General features: G+C 54.2%; 18 protein-coding genes, 1 tRNA gene, 1 other RNA gene and 1 pseudogene. 9 read left to right on the forward strand and 12 right to left on the reverse strand.

All coding sequences use genetic code 11. The annotated features are described in order from the left end of the window. Together DS901_RS05050 and DS901_RS05055 are read right to left on the reverse strand one after the other, a co-directional pair. A pseudogene (locus DS901_RS05050) lies at positions 1–107 on the reverse strand (DDE-type integrase/transposase/recombinase); the annotation flags it as partial. 116 nt (positions 108–223) lie between these two features. After that, positions 224–313, reverse strand: a tRNA-Ser gene (locus DS901_RS05055). 126 nt (positions 314–439) lie between these two features. Between DS901_RS05055 and DS901_RS05060 the strand changes: the two genes are divergently transcribed. Beyond that, entirely contained in the window at positions 440–1,576 is a 1,137-nt protein-coding gene (locus DS901_RS05060) for an AI-2E family transporter (protein ID WP_113775855.1), read from the forward strand. Here the strand turns inward: DS901_RS05060 and DS901_RS05065 are convergent. The 9 genes from DS901_RS05065 to DS901_RS05105 form a co-directional block, all read right to left on the reverse strand. Next, positions 1,573–2,214 carry a M35 family metallo-endopeptidase gene (locus DS901_RS05065; RefSeq protein ID WP_113775856.1) on the reverse strand — a complete coding sequence of 214 codons (642 nt, stop codon included), beginning with the start codon at positions 2,212–2,214 and terminating at the stop codon, positions 1,573–1,575. The genes DS901_RS05060 and DS901_RS05065 overlap by 4 nt on opposite strands. A gap of 3 nt (positions 2,215–2,217) precedes the next feature. After that, positions 2,218–2,934 (reverse strand): alanyl-tRNA editing protein, encoded by a 717-nt coding sequence (locus DS901_RS05070; RefSeq protein ID WP_113775857.1) that lies wholly within the window; start codon positions 2,932–2,934, stop codon positions 2,218–2,220. After that, positions 2,931–5,222, reverse strand: coding sequence for a DUF3772 domain-containing protein (locus DS901_RS05075; RefSeq protein ID WP_113775858.1), 2,292 nt, complete (start codon positions 5,220–5,222; stop codon positions 2,931–2,933). Before DS901_RS05075 ends, DS901_RS05070 begins: the two co-directional genes overlap by 4 nt. Then, positions 5,219–6,244: a cysteine synthase A gene (locus DS901_RS05080; protein WP_113776130.1), complete on the reverse strand. Its 1,026-nt coding sequence runs from the start codon at positions 6,242–6,244 to the stop codon at positions 5,219–5,221. Before DS901_RS05080 ends, DS901_RS05075 begins: the two co-directional genes overlap by 4 nt. 51 nt (positions 6,245–6,295) lie before the next feature. Then, positions 6,296–7,411, reverse strand: coding sequence for a gamma-glutamylcyclotransferase (locus DS901_RS05085; RefSeq protein ID WP_113775859.1), 1,116 nt, complete (start codon positions 7,409–7,411; stop codon positions 6,296–6,298). A 3-nt stretch (positions 7,412–7,414) separates the two neighbouring features. Then, on the reverse strand, positions 7,415–7,855 hold the full coding sequence (locus DS901_RS05090; protein ID WP_113775860.1) for a TrgA family protein: 441 nt from the start codon (positions 7,853–7,855) through the stop codon (positions 7,415–7,417). Positions 7,856–8,139: 284 nt separating this feature from the next. Continuing rightward, positions 8,140–9,561, reverse strand: coding sequence for a cryptochrome/photolyase family protein (locus DS901_RS05095; RefSeq protein ID WP_113775861.1), 1,422 nt, complete (start codon positions 9,559–9,561; stop codon positions 8,140–8,142). Positions 9,562–9,574: 13 nt separating this feature from the next. After that, on the reverse strand, positions 9,575–10,558 hold the full coding sequence (acuI, locus tag DS901_RS05100; RefSeq protein ID WP_113775862.1) for an acryloyl-CoA reductase: 984 nt from the start codon (positions 10,556–10,558) through the stop codon (positions 9,575–9,577). Between the two features lie 33 nt (positions 10,559–10,591). After that, a complete protein-coding gene (locus DS901_RS05105) occupies positions 10,592–11,095 on the reverse strand; it encodes a DinB family protein (protein ID WP_113775863.1) in 504 nt (167 codons plus the stop codon). Positions 11,096–11,283: 188 nt separating this feature from the next. Between DS901_RS05105 and DS901_RS05110 the strand changes: the two genes are divergently transcribed. The 4 genes from DS901_RS05110 (at position 11,284) to hemN (ending at position 14,264) form a co-directional block, all read left to right on the forward strand. After that, on the forward strand, positions 11,284–11,646 hold the full coding sequence (locus DS901_RS05110; protein WP_181820773.1) for a hypothetical protein: 363 nt from the start codon (positions 11,284–11,286) through the stop codon (positions 11,644–11,646). 72 nt (positions 11,647–11,718) lie between these two features. Next, positions 11,719–12,186, forward strand: coding sequence for a copper chaperone PCu(A)C (locus tag DS901_RS05115; protein ID WP_113775865.1), 468 nt, complete (start codon positions 11,719–11,721; stop codon positions 12,184–12,186). 53 nt (positions 12,187–12,239) lie between these two features. Then, on the forward strand, positions 12,240–12,848 hold the full coding sequence (locus DS901_RS05120; RefSeq protein ID WP_113775866.1) for an SCO family protein: 609 nt from the start codon (positions 12,240–12,242) through the stop codon (positions 12,846–12,848). A gap of 66 nt (positions 12,849–12,914) precedes the next feature. Beyond that, positions 12,915–14,264, forward strand: a complete 1,350-nt coding sequence (hemN, locus tag DS901_RS05125) for an oxygen-independent coproporphyrinogen III oxidase (RefSeq protein ID WP_113775867.1) — start codon at positions 12,915–12,917, stop codon at positions 14,262–14,264. Positions 14,265–14,268: 4 nt separating this feature from the next. On the opposite strand, the gene DS901_RS05130 is transcribed toward hemN, so the two are convergent. Continuing rightward, positions 14,269–15,123 carry a hypothetical protein gene (locus tag DS901_RS05130; RefSeq protein ID WP_113775868.1) on the reverse strand — a complete coding sequence of 285 codons (855 nt, stop codon included), beginning with the start codon at positions 15,121–15,123 and terminating at the stop codon, positions 14,269–14,271. A 139-nt stretch (positions 15,124–15,262) separates the two neighbouring features. Here DS901_RS05130 and ssrA point away from each other — a divergent pair. The 4 genes from ssrA (at position 15,263) to DS901_RS05150 (ending at position 18,336) form a co-directional block, all read left to right on the forward strand. Then, positions 15,263–15,634: a transfer-messenger RNA gene (ssrA, locus tag DS901_RS05135) on the forward strand. Between the two features lie 141 nt (positions 15,635–15,775). Then, a complete protein-coding gene (locus tag DS901_RS05140) occupies positions 15,776–16,555 on the forward strand; it encodes a chromate resistance protein ChrB domain-containing protein (protein WP_113775869.1) in 780 nt (259 codons plus the stop codon). Continuing rightward, positions 16,545–17,786 (forward strand): chromate efflux transporter, encoded by a 1,242-nt coding sequence (gene chrA, locus DS901_RS05145; RefSeq protein ID WP_181820774.1) that lies wholly within the window; start codon positions 16,545–16,547, stop codon positions 17,784–17,786. The genes DS901_RS05140 and chrA overlap by 11 nt, the downstream gene beginning before the upstream one ends. A gap of 64 nt (positions 17,787–17,850) precedes the next feature. Beyond that, complete coding sequence (locus DS901_RS05150; protein WP_113776132.1) at positions 17,851–18,336, forward strand: SspB family protein; 486 nt, start codon at positions 17,851–17,853, stop codon at positions 18,334–18,336. Positions 18,337–18,395 lie beyond the last annotated feature (59 nt).

The raw sequence follows: 18,395 nt of genomic DNA on the forward strand, positions 1-18,395 counted from the left end.
GACCATCCAACGACACGCCGTGAGAAAAGATCGATTACAACAGCCAGATATGACCAGCCCTCGTGGGTCCTGATGTACGTGATATCGGTCACCCAGACGCGATCAGGCCCATAAAAATCTCTGATGACCTTAGCTACCTCAATAGAAAGTAGGCACAAAAGTAGGCATGACGCTTCCCACAATGGTATTTATTAATTAAAATCAAGGGTATAATTGAATTTTATGGCGGACAGACAGGGATTCGAACCCTGGAGACGGTCTCCCGCCTACACACTTTCCAGGCGTGCGCCTTCGACCACTCGGCCACCTGTCCATGGTGCGCGGTTTAGCCCTATCCGACGTCCCTTTGCAAGGGCCAATAGATATGTTTTTGCAGGTGTTTACGGCGTAGGCATCATCGCCGTATGATACTGCAGACTAACCGGACCATAATCGCCCCATGCCCCACAAATATCCGCCACAAAGCGACAACATAAGACGCGATTCAAACCGTCTGCAAACTGGCGCATTGATCATTATTGCCTTCGCGGTGGTCTTGTTCTTGCTTGTCCAAGCCCGGTTTATGCTGATCACACTGGCGACCGCGATCATTCTGTTCAGCCTAACAAGCGACGTCATCAGCTTTATCGCGCGCCAAAGGGTCGGACCATTTCGTATTCCCAACGCGCTGGCGAGCCTTGTTGCGATGATTTTGATTGCAGCGGCGCTTTTGATATTGACGTCAATCCTCTTGGCCCAAGTCAACACAGTCTTGGTCACCACCCTATCCTATACTGAACGCGCGCCATCGGCGATTGCCTCGCTGTTTGCGTGGATGGGGGAAGACAGTGAAATGGCCGTGTTTAATGCGCTACGTTCCGTCAATGTGTCCAGCTATTTGCGTTCAGCGGCGGGCCAAGCCAGCGGCATCATGCAGGCCACTGTTTTGGTGATCCTTTTTGTTGGCTTTTTGTTTGCCGAACGGATTTGGTTTCAGACCAAACTGGTCAATTTTGTCGGCAACGAGGCGCAAGCCGACCGGATCGGTAAAATCATCGCGTCGATCATTCATCGCGTGAACTATTACCTATTGGTAAAGACATTGATCAGCGCGATTACCGGGGCTTTGGTATTTTTGTTGGCTAAGGTTTTTGGGCTCGAGCTTGCGACATCCATCGGAATTTTGACATTTGTGTTGAATTTCATCCCCAACATTGGATCTATCGTGGCCACGTTCCTAATAGCCCTGATTGCCCATGTACAAATCGGCGAAGCCCCAATTACCTTGGCGATTTTTGTGATTTCGACAGTGATCCAATTTGTAAATGGCAGCATTATCGATCCGATGTTAATGGGGCGCGCGCTGCGTCTGTCGTCTTTTGGGATCATCCTATCGCTGGCCTTCTGGGGGGCTGTCTGGGGCGTGCCGGGCATGTTCCTATCGGTGCCGATCATGGTGATGATGCTTGTGGTGTGCAGCTACGTGCCGGGCTTACGCCCGCTCGCGATTTTGCTGTCACGTGAAGGGCTACCAGAAACGGAGCAAATGCTTGACCAACCGATTGAACGGGATCTATTTGGCCAAGACCGGCGCTAATTGTTGCTACGCACCTCTGGTTTTCCGGGGACCAACTGGCGTGCGTAATACGTCACATCCTCTGTAAAATACTGATAGCTATCGGCATTATCGAGCGCCCGGCGTGCGTCAGTGCGCGCCATCTCGGCGCAATCACTGCGTGAATAACAATGGTCATCAGTATCCGCGACACTGATAAAGTGCGACAGCTCATGCACGATTGTGCCTTCGCGCGTGCCATTGTCACTGCGCCGGGCCCCCGGCTGTAGCGCGGTCAGCGGTGGCAAAGTGAAAAACGGCGGGCAGAGGTGCATCAAGAAATGCTCGTTTGGATAGACCCACGCATAGGTGCCCCCGCTACAGCCGTCGAAACCGTTGGGATCACAATGTGCGATGACATTGCCGCTTCGGATTGCGCCGACAATTGATTTGAGATTGGCGCGGACGGTTTCTGCATTTTCCGTGCTGTATTCGCCGAACCAGCGTTCATATTCAGGCGTATCGCCAACGGCTGTTGCGGCGCGTAGGGTTAATTCTTTAGCGTTGCGAAAGGCGGTATCAACGATGTGCAGTTGCTCTTTATTGCAGCCCTCGAAATTATATGCCGCAGCAGAGCTCGCTAAAAATGTGATAATAATCAAAAGGCTATAACGCAGCATCCTCTACTCCAAATGCAGATAGACCCGCCGGTTCTGGCGACCCTTTTTTTCAATCTTGCCAATCCGCACAGGACCAATTTCGCGCGTATTGGCCACATGGGTGCCCCCGCATGGTTGCAGATCAGCGGTTTCATTGCCAACCCCAATCCGTACAAGCCGGATTTTGCCATTGCCGCGTGGCGGTTGCACGGACATCGTTTTTACCAATTCTGGCTGCGCGTCCAATTCGTTTTGGGTGATCCATTCACTGCTCACATCCATGTCGCAGGCGATCAACCTGTTCAAATCATCTTCCAACCCTGTTTTGTCGGCGGGGGCCTCGGGCATGTCAAAATCCAAACGCCCCTTATCAACAGCGATCGCGCCACCTGACACCGGCAGCGGAATGACCACAGACAACAAATGCAGCGCCGTATGCATGCGCATCAGCCGGTGGCGACGATCCCAATTGATATCTTGGGTGATCGCCTCTCCTTTTTTTGGCATCTTTGCTGGCTCAGCCGGGATCAAAACAACGGTATCATCGGGACCTTTGAGCGCCGTAGCGATATCAATCGCCCCATTGTCCCAAGTTAACGTGCCACTATCGCCGGGTTGCCCGCCCGAGGTCGGATAGAATACCGTTTGGTCCAGAACGATCCCCCCTTCAGAGGTCACCGCAACCACCCTGCCCTTTGCTGCACGCAAATACGCGTCATCGCGAAATAGCAGGTCGGTCATGTCTTATCTCCATGCAGGGCTTCGGGGTTGCGCAGCCAAATGTCGCGCTGAGCAAAGGGAATTTCAATCCCGGCTTCGGCAAATTTGCGGGCAATTTCGATGTTCATTTCTGACTTGGTGGCCAGCACATAGTTCACATCCCGCAAGATTGCTCGGATCTCAAAATCGATTGAATCGGCACCAAACCCGGTAAATAGAACCGTTGGTGGCGGTGTCATGACGACCAGAGGATGCGCCTCTGCGATGTCGCGCAGGATCTTCATCACCTGATCGATATCCGTGCCATAGGCGACACCAACGGGGACAATGACCCGCCCAACAAGGTTTCCACGCGTCCAGTTCGTGACTTGCCCGCTGACCAGATCAGCGTTTGGCACGATCACATCGGTCCGGTCGAATGTCTCAATCCGTGTCGAGCGCACTGAAATTGCACGTACATAGCCCATTTGGCCGCCCACTTCGATCCAGTCACCCTCGCTGACCGGGCGTTCAATCAGCAAGATAATTCCGGACACAAAGTTAGAGACAATATTTTGCAGGCCAAAACCAATACCCACCGATAAGGCACCAGCGACAATAGCAAGGCTCGATAAATCGAGCCCCGCGCTCGTGATTGCGACAATGGCGGCCAAAATGATCCCGACATAGCCAAACCCTGCGACAATCGCGTTTTGCCCGCCCAGATCAAGCCGGGTACGCGGCAACACGGTCTTGCGCAGCGTGCCTTGGATCGTGCGGGTCAGCAGATACCCAAGCCCGAACACAATCGCAAATGTCAAAAAGTCGGTGGGTGAAATCCGGGTATCACCAACCGAAAACCCCTCACGGAACCGCGTCCAAACCTCGATCAGGTCATCCACACGCGCGCCCCAAATCAGGGCAACCACGGGCAAAGCCACAATATAAAGCGCCAAATTAATCGCCACAGGTACCAAGGCCATTGTGCCGGTTTTGGGGGCGTCCTCTGCTTCGTTTGGTGCACTCAATTCATGAACAAGACGCTGCAAAATCAAGAGCATGCCGATGACGCTTAACGTATATAACCACGACAACATCAGGTCACGTCCCGCGCCGAACCCAAACGCAAGCATCAAAGGGGCGACGGCGGCGACGGCGATGGAAAGGTTCCCCACGATTGCGCGTACACGACCAGCTGAAAACACAAGCCCGGAGGCTTCAACAGGTTTTGACCCAATCGCCTTGCCCAAACGCCAGAGCAAGACACCCAAAATTACAATAACGGGCAGCGTAATTGCCGAAACGACGGCTGCGTCTTCGTCAATGGCCCCAACCGCAGCATCTAGCAATGACCCAAAAGCCAAGACCCAACCAATCGCCAAGCCATAGCGCCGCAGCCGCGCACGGCTTTCCATGCTATAGCCCAAATACCCAGTATCTTGTCCCGCAGGAAACAATTGCCGACTGATCCACCACGCAAAAACCACGGCAAAGCCGGCAGTTGGTAATTTGCTCACAACGGCACCGCCGACAAGCCCAAATACCCCTAAGGTCTGCAGCCCAATCGTGAGCATGAACAAGCCCAAAACCGGGACAATAATCTGCACAAGTGACAGCAAAAACAGCCAAAGAGGCATCAGGCGCGTTTGGGTCTGTGCCAAATTCATACGCCATTTCGTCACCTGGCGACGTCCTGCCCCCAGCAGTGCGATCGCAACAATCAAAAAGAAAGACGCGCGTGGAATGTTCGAGAAGAGCGCTCCGGCTGCAATTTGTGCAGCAAACCCGGCCTGTGTCTCCGCCGCGGTGGTTACGCCAATATTCCAAACCGCTGCAACAGCCGGGCCGAAATACTGCGGGTTCAGCGGGCTTTCCCCTCGTTCGGTCAACGCATCGGTTTGTTGCTGCAAAACAATCGCGTCGAATTCCCCGATAAGCCCATTTGCGCGTGCATAGCTTTCTTCGGCCAATAGGCCCGGCGCGGCCAATGCTTGTCGCTGTGCAGCCAATTCTGCGCGGCGATCTGCGATTGCTTCGGCTTCGTCACCAGTTTCTGGCACTAGGCCAAGTGCCGCGATCTGCGTGTCGACAGTTTTCAGCCGCCCAGCGTTGATGGTCGTGTCCGCCAAAAAGCGGTCTCGCCAGATAACGAGCTCTGCGCGTAGGCGCTGTATGGCAAAACGGGACGCGTCTTCGCGTCCCGCCATGCTTTCAGCGCGGGTGGCGATCTGTTCCCATGTCTGCGTCTCTGTCTCGGTCGCGTCCTGCGCTGCCCCGGCCAATGGCCAAAAGCACGCAAGGCACAACATCAGAACAAAGCGATGGATCATGCGGTTTCAAACACCGTTGGCAGATCTACATTTGCTTCAAGCCATGCAGGCACAGGCAGGTTCTTTTCGCGTAAGAACGCCGGATTAAACAATTTGGACTGATACCGCGTGCCATAGTCACACAAGACCGTCACAATCGTATGCCCCGGCCCCATCTCGCGCGCCATCTGCATTGCGCCAGCGATATTCACCCCGGTCGAGCCGCCCATGCACAGACCTTCATTTTGCAACAAATCAAACACAATTGGCAGTGCTTCGACATCAGGAATGCGGCACGTAAAATCAGGCGTAAACCCTTCAAGGTTTGCAGTGATCCGCCCTTGCCCGATCCCTTCGGTGATCGAGTTGCCGGGGTTTTCTTCACCAGTATAGAGCTTAAACAACCCTGCGCCTTCGGGATCGGCAAGACCCACTTTGACCCCTTTGGGCTGCAATGCCATGCCAACACCCGCGACGGTCCCGCCTGAACCCGCCGCACAAATGAACCCATCGACCTTACCGCCGGTTTGGTCCCAAATCTCGGGGCCTGTGGTTTCGATATGCGCTTGGCGATTGGCCACGTTGTCAAATTGATTGGCCCAAATAGCCCCGCCCGGCAGCGTCGCCTTGAGCTTCTCCGCGAGGCGCCCGGAATAGCGCACGTAGTTGTTAGGGTTCTTATACGGAACGGCTGGTACCTCGACCAATTGCGCACCTGCAAGCCGCAGCATGTCTTTCTTTTCTTGGCTCTGCGTTTCAGGGATCACGATGACGGTCTGAAATCCCATTGACGCCCCAACAAGCGCAAGCCCAATGCCCGTGTTCCCAGCGGTCCCTTCGACAATCGTGCCACCCGGTTTCAGATCACCGCGTGCGATCGCGTCCTTGATCATGAACAGCGCCGCCCGGTCCTTGACCGATTGACCGGGGTTTAGAAATTCAGCCTTGCCTAAAATGGTACAGCCAGTCGCCTCTGATGCGGCGCGCAGCTTAATCAGTGGCGTATTCCCAACTGCATGGGCAAGGTCATTTCGGATGGTCATGGTGGCGCCTTTCATTACGTCTACCCTGTGTAGAACCGCGCTCGCATGAACTCAAGCCATCGCGCGCAGCCGATCATGATGGCGTGCAAGCCAATTGAGCATCAAAACTAACGGTCCCACTTGAATTTCACCGCTATCGGCAAGCGCCAAAGCCGCATCAAATGTCATGGGGTGCAGGCGAATGTCTTCGCCCTCTTCAGCGAGACCACCCAGATAAGATGTCGTTTGCGGCAGATCGCACAGACCAATGTAGGTGTAGAAATAATCGGTCGTGGACCCCGGCGAGGCATAAAACGCACTGATGGGTTCGAGATGATCAAGCGTGACCGCTGCCTCTTCAAAGGCCTCGCGGTGTGCGGCCTGTTCTGGGGTTTCACGCGCATCTACGATACCCGCCACAGGCTCGAGCATCCATGGGTTTGGATCATTGCGCATTAGCGGGCCCATACGGACTTGTTCAACCAAGATTACCTTGTCACGCACCGGATCGTAAGGCAGCACAAACGCCGCATCGACCGCGATAAAAATCTCACGGCGCATCGGATCAGACCGGGAGCCATCGAACCGTTTATGATGCACATCAATGTCTTGCATCCGAAAAAAACCGCCCTGCGGTGGACGTTTTGCGAGAACCGTTATGTCATCGGATTGCGGATCATGGCGCAGTGTTGCTGGTGTCGGCAATGTGCGATGCTTGGCCCAAGCCCGTGATTCAATCATCGGCCACATACGCCGCAACGTATCGGGCGTCGGTAGCGGATCGTGCGAAAACACCTCTGCGGCAGCCAACAACGCGGGTGCAAGGTGATCTGCCTCCCAGCATGCAAGCGACCAAGCTAGTTTATTCGCGCTAATACCATCTGGCGGCATGTAGCAGGTCACCGGGGTATGGCCGCCTGTGGTCATCACCAAAACCGTTTCGGTTACATACCCAAATGCGCGCTCATATAGATCTAACCGCGCGGCTTGCGCGGCATCGACCTCACGGTAGATAACACCACCAACATGTTGATCACTGGCTGGCGCAATGAAAGGCACAACATCCCCGGCGACGCCAAAGCGGACATAACCATCAAGCTTTGCAGCCTCAGTTACACAGGGCTTGCCGCCCGCGACCGCACAAAACAGCGGCTCCGACATCAACGTGCCGTAGACAAAGATATCCATTAATTAGGGGTACCGTTTCGCGACGAATTCGGTTGCCCAAGCACATAAAACCCCACCGATCAGCACCGTTCCAATCATCTTGACGTCAACGAAATAGAGCGCGAAATCAAAACTTTCAAGAAATGACGCCATGATAGCTTCCATCGGGCCATCATAGACCATGCGCATCGCTTGGGACATCATCTGGAAAAACCCCATGATATACAAAATGCAGAACGAAAACAAAAACGCCATGGTCAACCCTTGGCCCGTCGCCGCATTATAGCCTTTCCCCGCATGGGTGCCGCAAATTTTCCACCCAAAGAAAAGCCCCAAGCCAGCGCAAACCGGAATCAAATAGTCTGGCGCGTTGGATTCAGGGAAATATGGCACAGAAATACCGGCAATGTACCAGCCATAAAGGGCAAAAAATACGGCACCTGCGAGCCGTCCAGCAGTTGGCATCAGAATTCTTCCTTGTCTCTTCACACCCCACCGCATTTGCATGCAACAAGGATGGTTTCACCAGCATTTTCCGCGATCACACTGCGCCATGCAAGGGTACAACGAAAACGAGGCTTTTCACGTGGAAAATCCGGGCCACCTGCCTGCGATCTTATGTGGAAACGTTCCAAACCTCACCACGTATAAAATTTATTTTTTTCATAATATCAAATAACTACGCAACGCTTTCAATGCACCCAATGAACAAACATCCTACCGCAGCAGTGTTGCCCGTTTGCCGCCGATTACGCAGTGTCGCGCACTTGATAAGCCGCAAGCGCGCGCGCGCGACCAGCTGAAACATCTACAATCGGAGCCGGGTACATATCCGTTGGCTGCATTCCCCATCGCTTGGGGATCATATCAAAATAGGACAATGAAGCCGCGCTAGGCGCCAGATTGCCTTCGGCGATCCAGCGCGTGGCATAATTGTCCTCGGGGTCAAATTTCTTAAGCTGGGTCAACGGATTAAATATCCGAAAATAGGGCGATGCATCCGGCCCTGACCCCGCCGCCCATTGCCAGCCCATCGCGTTGCTACAGGGGTCCCAATCGATCAGACACTCCGCAAACCAATCCAGACCGATTTTCCAATGGGTCAAAAGATGTTTGGTTAAATAAGATGCAACGATCATCCGGCCCCTGTTATGCATCACGCCAGTGACATACATTTCACGCATCGCGGCATCGACGAAAGGCACGCCTGTGCGGCCCTGTTTCCACGCCGTTGTTTCAGCGGTTTCACCCGTATTCCACGGAAACTTATCCCACGCAGGTTTCCAGTTATCGGTCAATATATGCGGTGTGTGGTGGGCAAGGTGATAGGCAAATTCGCGCCACACAAGTTCACGCAAAAACACCTCGGCATCTGATTTTCCATCCTGCAGCGCGCCCCACCCTGCGTGCCAGCATTGGCGGGGACTGATTTCACCATAAGTCAAGTTTTCCGAAAGCCCCGAGGTGCCGTTTGCCCCCGGTTGATCGCGGCTTGTCGCATAGGTCAAAAGTTTATCTTCAACGAATTGATCCAACCGGTCATGTGCTGCGCCTTCGCCAACAACACAATGATGGGCCAGAATTTGCGCCCCGCGCTGCATCCCCGCAGCCAAATCCCATGACCGCAGGCTATCTGTTTCTGGCCAAATTTCTGGTGGTCGTAACTTAACAGGCGGCAACAATGGGGTGCCAACATCCTGAGTTCGGACAGTTTTCCACATCGGGGTAAAAACCTTGTAGAACCCGCCTGTTTTGGTGGTGACAGTCCACGGTTCAAACAACAGATGACCTGTAAAGCTCTGGGCGTCGATGCCGGCATCCTTAAGCGCGGCCTTAACTGCCGTATCCCGGTCTTTATGCGATGGATCATAAAGCCGCGACCAGTAAACGGACGTGGCCCCAGTCTGGGCAATCAGGTCTTTTAGGACAGTTGGCGCGTCGCCATGCCGCAGAGTTAACCGGCTTTGGACGCTGCGCAACGTGCTGGAAAATTGATCGATGGCAAGCCCAAGACGCAGCTTCGCCGCGGCACCAAGGCCATCGACCAAGGGGTCTCGGATAAACACCGGGATAATCGGCCGCCCCGTTGACGCAGCTGCCGTCAGCGCGACGTGATCTGACAAACGCAAATCACGCCGAAACCAAACAATAATAGGAGAATTGTCGCGCATTACCGCCGCCTGTTTAGCCGTTCACATCCACAACAGCCCGTCCTTTGATTTGACCTTTTAGGATATCGCGCCCCAAGGCAGGTAAATCTGACAGCACCGCCGGAACAATCATCGCCTCTAGTTTTTCCATCGGGAGATCCTTTGCAATGCGTTCCCACGCGCGCAAACGGTTTTCATAGGGCTGCATCACACTGTCGATCCCCAATAGGTTCACACCGCGCAGCAAAAACGGGATGACCGTGGCCGGCAAATCCGCCCCACCTGCAAGCCCCACAGCCGCAACCGAGGCACCATATTTCATCTGCCCCAGAACACGTGCAAGCATCGCGCTGCCAACCGCATCGACACACCCACCCCATGTTTCGGCCTCAAGCGGGCGTTTAGTTGTCTCGTTGATCTCTTCACGTGCAACGATCTGGGTTGCGCCCAAAGAAGTTAGGTAATCTGCCGTTTCGGGGCGCCCAGTCACCGCCGCGACCTCGTGACCCAACTGCGCAAGAATAGCGGTCGCAACAGACCCGACACCGCCCGCAGCCCCAGTGACCAAAACGGGTCCATCTTTGATACCATGATCTTCAAGCGCCATAACAGCCAGCATCGCGGTGAAACCGGCAGTCCCAACAGCCATCGCGTGGCGGGTATCGATGCCCTTGGGTAGTGGCACCAACCAATCCGCTTTGACCCGTGCTTTTTGGGAATAACCGCCCCAATGTGCTTCGCCGACGCGCCAGCCGGTCAATACGACCTTATCGCCGGGGGAATACCGCGGGTCGTCTGAACTTGCGACGGTCCCTGCGAAATCGATACCGGGAATATGCGGGTAGTTGCGCACCAGACCACCACCAGGGCCGATACACAGCCCATCTTTATAGTTTACCGTCGAATATTCGATATCGACGATCACATCACCCGCAGGCAATCGTGCGATATCAATCTGTTGAATAGCTGCAGAGGTTTTCCCATCCGCATCTTTTTCGACCATCAAAGCGTTGAACATCTGTGCCTCCCGATTAGCGTTTTTCGGACTGGATCAGTTTTGTGGCAAAAAGGGAAGGTCCGTATCGCCGGGTTTTTCACCTGCAGCTGTCAGCATCGCGTGGATTTGACCACGGTGGTGGGTTTGGTGATGAAAAAAGTGCATCACACAGATCGCCACAGGCTTTGCAAAATCGCGCTGCATCGATCCCGAATACCAATGCAAATCACCTTCAAGATCAGCGGGTTGGAGCGCGCGCGCCCAAGTAGATATACGGTCATCCATCTGCGCCCGCTTTGCATCCCAGATATTTACATCGCCGGTAAGCGCGACGCTATGCGGAATGGTAATATCTGTCCCCTGCCCACCATCAAAACGGCTCATCCAAAGCGTATCCCCCCAGAGTAGATGGTTCAGCGTTCCCACGATGGAACCAAAAAACGCCCCCCGATCAAGCGTTAACGCCTCAGATGTCATTGCGGTTACTATTCGACGCTGCCCATCATTTTGCCAACGGTTATACGCGGCCATTGTCCGACAATAATCTACAGTAATCATGGGTCCAGCCCCTTTGTCCAAAATGTTAACGCGACTGTGCAGTTGTTTCACGAACTATTCTAGTCAGTTCAGACCAAATCTGCATACTACCGCACCTCTGCGATTTTTCATTGCCGCTCTCGGTTGAAACGTAGGGTGGATCTTGATCCACCCCTGCGACGGTTTAGCCTTTGTCATCCCGCAAAATTATGCGTAGAAACCGCCGTATGATCCTGCGTGCGCTTATCAGTGTTACTCTTGCGCTTGCTCTGGCCTTGGTGGGCTTTGGGCACCAATCGGTTGCGCCCACCGATAACGCGCAAGCTTCGGCCTATGTGCTTGCAGGGGGATCTTGGGCCGATATTTGCGGCGACTCCGGTGATCCGCGCGACGGCGGCACCTCCTATTGTCAGGCCTGTGTTATCTCCCAGACCTGCGCCATGGGCGCGCCCGCGCAAATGGTGATTGCAGATGCACAAGCGATGCCGCTTAATGTTGCCGCGCCACAAACGCTTAACCGTCTTTCAACAATTTATTGGGCACATGGTGCACGCGCACCACCTGTGGCGTAGCTTACCCCATTTCCCAATTCTCCAATACTTGCCCAAAGGTTACCCCCTAAGGCACTGATGAAAGACTAAAAAATGAAACTGAATACACTAATCAACGCTGCCATTTTTTCGCTGACCGCCTCTGTTGCGCTGGCCGAATCCGAAATTCACGTGATGGACACCATGGTGTTTGAAACCGCCCCAACTGCTATGGCTGGTGGCGGCTTTATGCAGATCATGAACCACGGCGATACCGATGATATGCTGATCGATGTGCGTGCCGATTATCCGCGCGTCGAAATTCACACCACCGAGTTCGCAGATGGGGTCGCAAAGATGATCCATATCGAAGGCGTCCCCGTACCCGCTGGCGGCATGGCCACGCTTGAACCCGGCGGTTTTCACGTCATGTTCATGGGTCTACAGGGCACACCGTTCGTATTGGATGAAATGATCCCCGCGACATTGGTATTTGAATACGCCGGCGAGGTTGAGGTCATGTTCAAAGTTGTCGCCCGCGGTGAACATGGCAACATGAACCATGGCGAAATGAACCACTAAATCCCTGTGCGTCTTGTCTCTGGCAAGGCGCACCACCCCATAAGGAGAGAGCAATGAAAGCTGTCATTATTGGATCGGCCACGCTGGCCGTTGCGGCGGGCCTTGGGTTTTACACTTGGACTGTATCCCAAAACGCGAACGGGGTGCCTTGCGGGGATACCTCCGTGGCTGGTGCCGCAATTGGTGGGCCGTTTGAACTGGTCTCGGAAACCGGCGAAACGGTGACCGACATCGATGTCATTACCAAGCCCACTTTGGTTTACTTTGGGTATACCTTTTGCCCTGACGTTTGCCCGCTCGACAGTGCGCGCAACGCTGCGGCCGCCTATATACTCGAAGACCAAGGCCACGACATCGGCACTGTCTTTATCACCATCGACCCTGCCCGCGACACGCCGCAAATCGTTGGCGATTTTGCAGATAATTTCCACGACGATATGATTGGCCTGACAGGCTCAGCGGAACAAGTCGATGCGGCTTCCAAGGCGTACCGGACCTATTACCGCAAGCAAGAGGGCGACCCCGAATACTATCTGGTCGACCATTCAACCCAGACTTATCTGATGTTCCCCGAAACCGGATTTGCGACCTTCTTTAAGCGCGACCACACGGCCGAACAGATCGCAGAAACAACTGCCTGCTTTATTGATCAGCTTAGCTAGTAAAATCCCCTGCGCCATTTGATCTAGCGCAATAAAAAGGGCGCAGGGGTTTGCCATAACCGCGCTATGGAAAATATTGCACGCCTACGCGAACGTGGGCTTTTTGACGCCCGCGTGCCCCGCTACACCAGCTACCCCCCTGCGACCGCGTTTCACGCGCAGGTCGAATCTGATTTTCAACGCGACTGTTTGGGCCAGCTTGACCCGCACATCCCCGTTTCGGTCTATGTACATATCCCCTTTTGTGAACGTCTGTGCTGGTTCTGCGCCTGCCGCACCCAAGGGACCAGCACCATCGCGCCTGTCGAAACCTATCTCACCTACCTGAAGGCAGAGCTAGCGTTGCTGCGCGATAGCCTGCCTGACGGCCTGCGTATGGGCGAATTACATTGGGGCGGCGGCACGCCAACAATTCTTCCTCCTGACATGATCCGCGCGCTTGCAACGGCCATTTTTGATGTGTTCCCTCCGACCGATAATCTGCGGTTTTCGGTCGAGATCGACCCGACCTTGGTTGATGATGCCAAAATCGCGGCCCTTGCCGATATGGGCATGACCCGTGCCAGCATTGGCATTCAAGACTTTTCAGCGGACGTGCAGGCCGCGATTGGGCGCGAACAAAGCTTTGAAACCACCCGCGTTTGCGTCGATGCGCTGCGGGCCGCAGGGATTGGGTCGCTCAATGCGGATCTCGTTTACGGGTTGCCGTTTCAAACCACTGACAAGCTGGCGGATACAATCGAAAAGGTCCGCGCGCTTGATCCCGACCGGATCGCGCTATTCGGCTATGCGCATGTGCCAAACTTTGCCAAACGGCAAAAACTGATCCCAGAATCCGCCCTGCCCGCCGAAGAAACCCGCTATTACCTTGCAAAACAGGCCGCGCGAGCCTTTGCGGACATGGGGTATACGGCCATCGGGATCGATCATTTTGGTAAAGCCGACGACAGCCTGACCCGCGCCCATCATACCGGCCATTTGCGCCGCAATTTTCAAGGCTATACGGATGATGCCTGCCCCACGCTGATTGGTATTGGCGCGTCATCTATTTCGCAATTTGCGCAGGGCTATGTCCAAAATGCCGCCGCAACCGCCGCCTATACGCAGCGTATCGAATCCGGTGCGCTTGCCGGGCACCGTGGCTATGCAATGACCCCAGAGGATCAAACCCGCGCAGCCGCGATCAATATGCTCATGTGCAATTTCGCGATAGATATCCCAAGCCTGAGCACCCGCCCTGGTGGCGCGGCATTGGCCCCGATCCACGCCGCCTTATTAGCGGACTTTGCAGGCCATGTTGTCAAAGACGGTGACCACTTGCGGATCACCCCTGAAGGCCGCCCGCTTACCCGGATCATCGCACGGCGCTACGATGGGTTTAGCGACATCACGGCGCAATATTCTCAAGCATCATAATACGTTAAAACTCGTAACCTACCGAGGCAGCAATGCTAAGATTATCCGTGCCACCAATGATCGCAATATCCGTCAAAAGACCCGTTTCGAACGCATAGGTCAACTTCGCTCCCGCCAGCGGACCATCCCCTTGCGTTTGGCGCAAAAGCCCTGCCAGCGACAAGTGGCTACCCATTGGGATTTGGGCAAATAGCTCTGCGACATGGGGTGCGCCATTCGCATCCCCCGCATAAAGCCCCAGCCCCACATCCAAATTCCCCATCGTGCGGATCACCTGTGCTTTAGCGTTCCAGCCAATTGCGTCAGCTTCCGAAACGGCCTCAATCCCGAAATCCAATTGCCAGTTGGCGCCGGTTTTGCGCCCACCTGCCCCTGCGACAACAATATCTGTGTCAGGCACACCATGCAGCGAAAACGCGATATCGTTGCTTCCGTAGGTGAAGCCATAGGGTAAAAACTCTGATTCTGTGAAAACGCCGGACGTCGCCCGACTGCGTGTCGTCGAAATCGACTCCAATGCCTGCCGTGGCATCACCTGCGTCAGGCCAGAAATAGCATATCGATCATAGGCAGGACGCGGAAAGCCAAGTTCGACCTTATGCCCATCCCGCTGCCAGGTCGCTGCGGCATAGGTTTCATGCAGTCGGCCAACGACACCAAACATCCCTAATTCAGCCCCCCACTGCCCTTCGTGGGCCCTGAGAGTGAAGTCTCCAAATATGTAGCCAGTCGTCAATTCGTCAGAGGTTATCGCACCGACAGAAACCCATCCTTCAGCGCTACCTTGGGCCGCCAAAGGTGCAGCGAAGCAATAAAGACTAAAGATCGCGGCGGTTCCACTGCGGGCGAAAACGAACATACTAAATCACCTAATATACCATATAATCGCCTCTTAATGCTTCGGGTGCGCCCTTGCCAGAGCTTGATCATCAAATTCTTGTTAACGGCATGTCGCACGCTGCGGCTGCCTAATTCACATGCGCTTTTCTTATCCAATGCCTCTTGCGAAGCCGCCGTTGAGGCCCTATCTGTAGGCTGTCTTTCGGGACTATGGATATAAACGCGCTCGTAATAAGCGGATCGGACCAGGGGGCGGTACCCTGCGTCTCCACCAATCACTCCTGTATCAACTCTCATTTGGGGTATGATTTAGGGCACATGGGGACGAAATAGGATCGACGAACGTCTAAAGGGGTTTGCTTTATCTCGGTGAGTTACCACCGTTATCGGTACGATAAAGCTAGTTGCAAATGACAACAAAGCACCGATGGCTCTCGCAGCGTAAGCTGTGCGAAATATCGAAAACTTAAGTCCATAGGCTTGCAGTCTATGGCGGGGTCCGCAGGTACCTGGCAACAGAAACCTGCACCTAATCCCTTAATCACACCATGCATTTGTTACCTTGACCCGCTGGCCATGATTGCGCATCAATAGGCATGGGGTTTGCGAACACCCCGTAAGGTTTAGGCCAAAGCGTCGCATCCACTGACCCATATTCAGCGAGGATGCACATGGCTGCTTTCAACGAAATTTCACCAGCCAATCTCATGCGTTTGATTGGCACACCGCAATGTCCGGTGCTTATTGACGTCTGTATTGATGCCGATTTTAACGACGCGCCCTATCTTGTGCCAACAGCAACGCGTTGGAAACACGGTGATATTGACGGGATCACGGCCCATTTAAAGGGTAAAGACGCGGTCATTATCTGTCAAAAAGGGCAAAAGCTGTCGCATGGCGTTGCGGCACGGTTGAGCAGCCTGAATATCAATGCGCAGGTTCTTGCAGGTGGCAATATCGCGTGGTCAGCGGCACAGCTTCCGCGTATTCCCGCCACAAAAATCCCTGGATCGCTTTGGGTGACGCGTCACCGGCCCAAGATCGACCGCATTGCGTGCCCTTGGCTGATACGACGATTTATTGACCCCAAAGCCACGTTTATGTTCGTGCCTCCCGCCCAGGTCATTGACGTCGCAGATAGGTTTGATGCAACGCCGTTTGATGTCGCCGACACGTTTTGGGGGCACCGCAGTGATCGCTGCATCTTTGATACAATTCTTGATGAATGCGCGCTCAGGTCCCTTGCACTTGATACATTGGCTACAGTCGTGCGTGCCGCGGATACGAATAAGCACGACATTGCCCCGCAAGCGGCCGGCCTATTGGCGATCTCCGTTGGACTGTCACGTATGTATAAACGTGACGATGCGCAGCTAGATGCAGGCATGGCAATTTACGATGCGCTGTACCGTTGGGCGCGCGATGGGCAGGGTGAAGATCATGACAGCTGAGCTTATTCGCGTTTTTGGCCGGATCGGGTTTCTTTCATTCGGTGGGCCTGCCGCACAAATTGCACTGATGCACAAAGAACTGGTCGAAGATCGTCCTTGGTTATCGGAAGACGAATATTTAAAGGCGTTGTCGTTTTGCATGCTCTTACCTGGCCCCGAAGCAATGCAATTGGCGACATATGCCGGCTGGAAACGCGGTGGCATCGTCGGAGGCCTGATCGGCGGCGGCCTATTTGTTATTCCCGGCGCATTACTGATCATGTTGCTTGCCCTTGCCTACGGAACTTATGGCAATTTGGCGGTCATCCAAGCACTGTTTTTGGGCGTCAAAGCATGCGTTGTTGTGATTGTCGTCCAAGCGCTCATCAAAGTTGCAAAGCGCGCATTGGCCCGGCCAATGCATCGGGTCATCGCGATTGGTGCATTTATTGCGCTCTTTCTATTTAGTATGCCATTTCCACTGGTTGTTTTATGTGCTGGGTTCATCGGGACTATTTCGCGCCCAAAAGCAAAGGCCACCGCAGTAGGCACGCTGCCTAGTATAACACGCACACTAAGGACAATTGGCATTGGATGCGCCATTTGGGTCGCACCATTGATCATCTTGGCCGCCGCACATCAACAGTTTTTGCTTGAAATTGGGTTGTTCTTTTCAAAATTGGCGGTCGTTACATTTGGCGGAGCCTACGCCGTTTTAGCCTATATGACGCAAGAGGTTGTCGTGTCGTATCAGTGGCTAAGCACCCAACAGATGATGGATGCGCTTGGACTTGCGGAAACCACGCCGGGTCCGCTGATCCTTGTGACGCAGTTTGTGGGCATGATCGCGGGCTTGGCGCAAGGCGGTATCGGATTGGCGCTTTTGGCGGGTATGCTGACGCTTTGGGTTACCTTTGTGCCCTGCTTTATTTGGATATTCGCAGGCGCGCCTATGATCGATTGGCTCGATAGCCGCCCACGGTTGCGCGGCGCGCTGTCTGCCATCACCGCAGCTGTTGTCGGTGTCATCGCCAATCTTTCCATATGGTTTGCGATCCATGTATTTTTTGACAGGGTTGGCACTGTTCACTGGGGGGCAATCACCGTTGTTTCACCCGAATCTAGCACATTACAACCCGCGGCTGTTTTACTTGCATCGCTTGCAGCCATACTACTACTCTGGCGGAACTGGTCACTGCCACTTGTCTTAGCAATCACCGCTTTTGCCGGGCTCTTCACGCTCGCAAACTGATAACGGCTCTTTTCACCGGGCGAAAAGCCCGTATGCTAGGGCAATCACAATTGGGGAAGTGACCGTGACCAGCACCATCGACTATGGAAACCTTATGCACCGTGCAATGCGGAGCCTGATCCAAAATGTGCTGACCGATGTGGCCAAAGACGGGCTGCCCGGTGAACATCATTTCTTTATCACCTTCGACACGATGCACCCCGACGTCGAAATCGCTGATTGGCTGTCAGACCGCTATCCCGGCGAAATGACTGTGGTGATCCAGCATTGGTTTGATGATCTTGACGTCACCGACGAAGGCTTTGGCATTACGTTGAATTTTGGCGACAACCCAGAACGGCTTTATGTGCCATATGATGCGATCCGAACGTTTGTGGACCCTTCCGTCGAATTTGGGCTACGTTTCGAATCCCCAGAGGATGACGAAGACGGGGACGCCGACATTCTTGAAATCGACGAAGCACCGATGGACGAAATGGTCGAACCTTCACCAGATCCCAAAGAACGCAAAGAGGCTGAGGTTGTCAGCCTTGATCAGTTCCGCAAATAGACCAAAGCCTTGCGATCCGGCCTGCCGCGGCTTAAACCCTCAGTGATCATTTTTCATAA

This window comes from Loktanella sp. D2R18 (assembly GCF_003318235.1).
Classification (GTDB): domain Bacteria; phylum Pseudomonadota; class Alphaproteobacteria; order Rhodobacterales; family Rhodobacteraceae; genus Yoonia.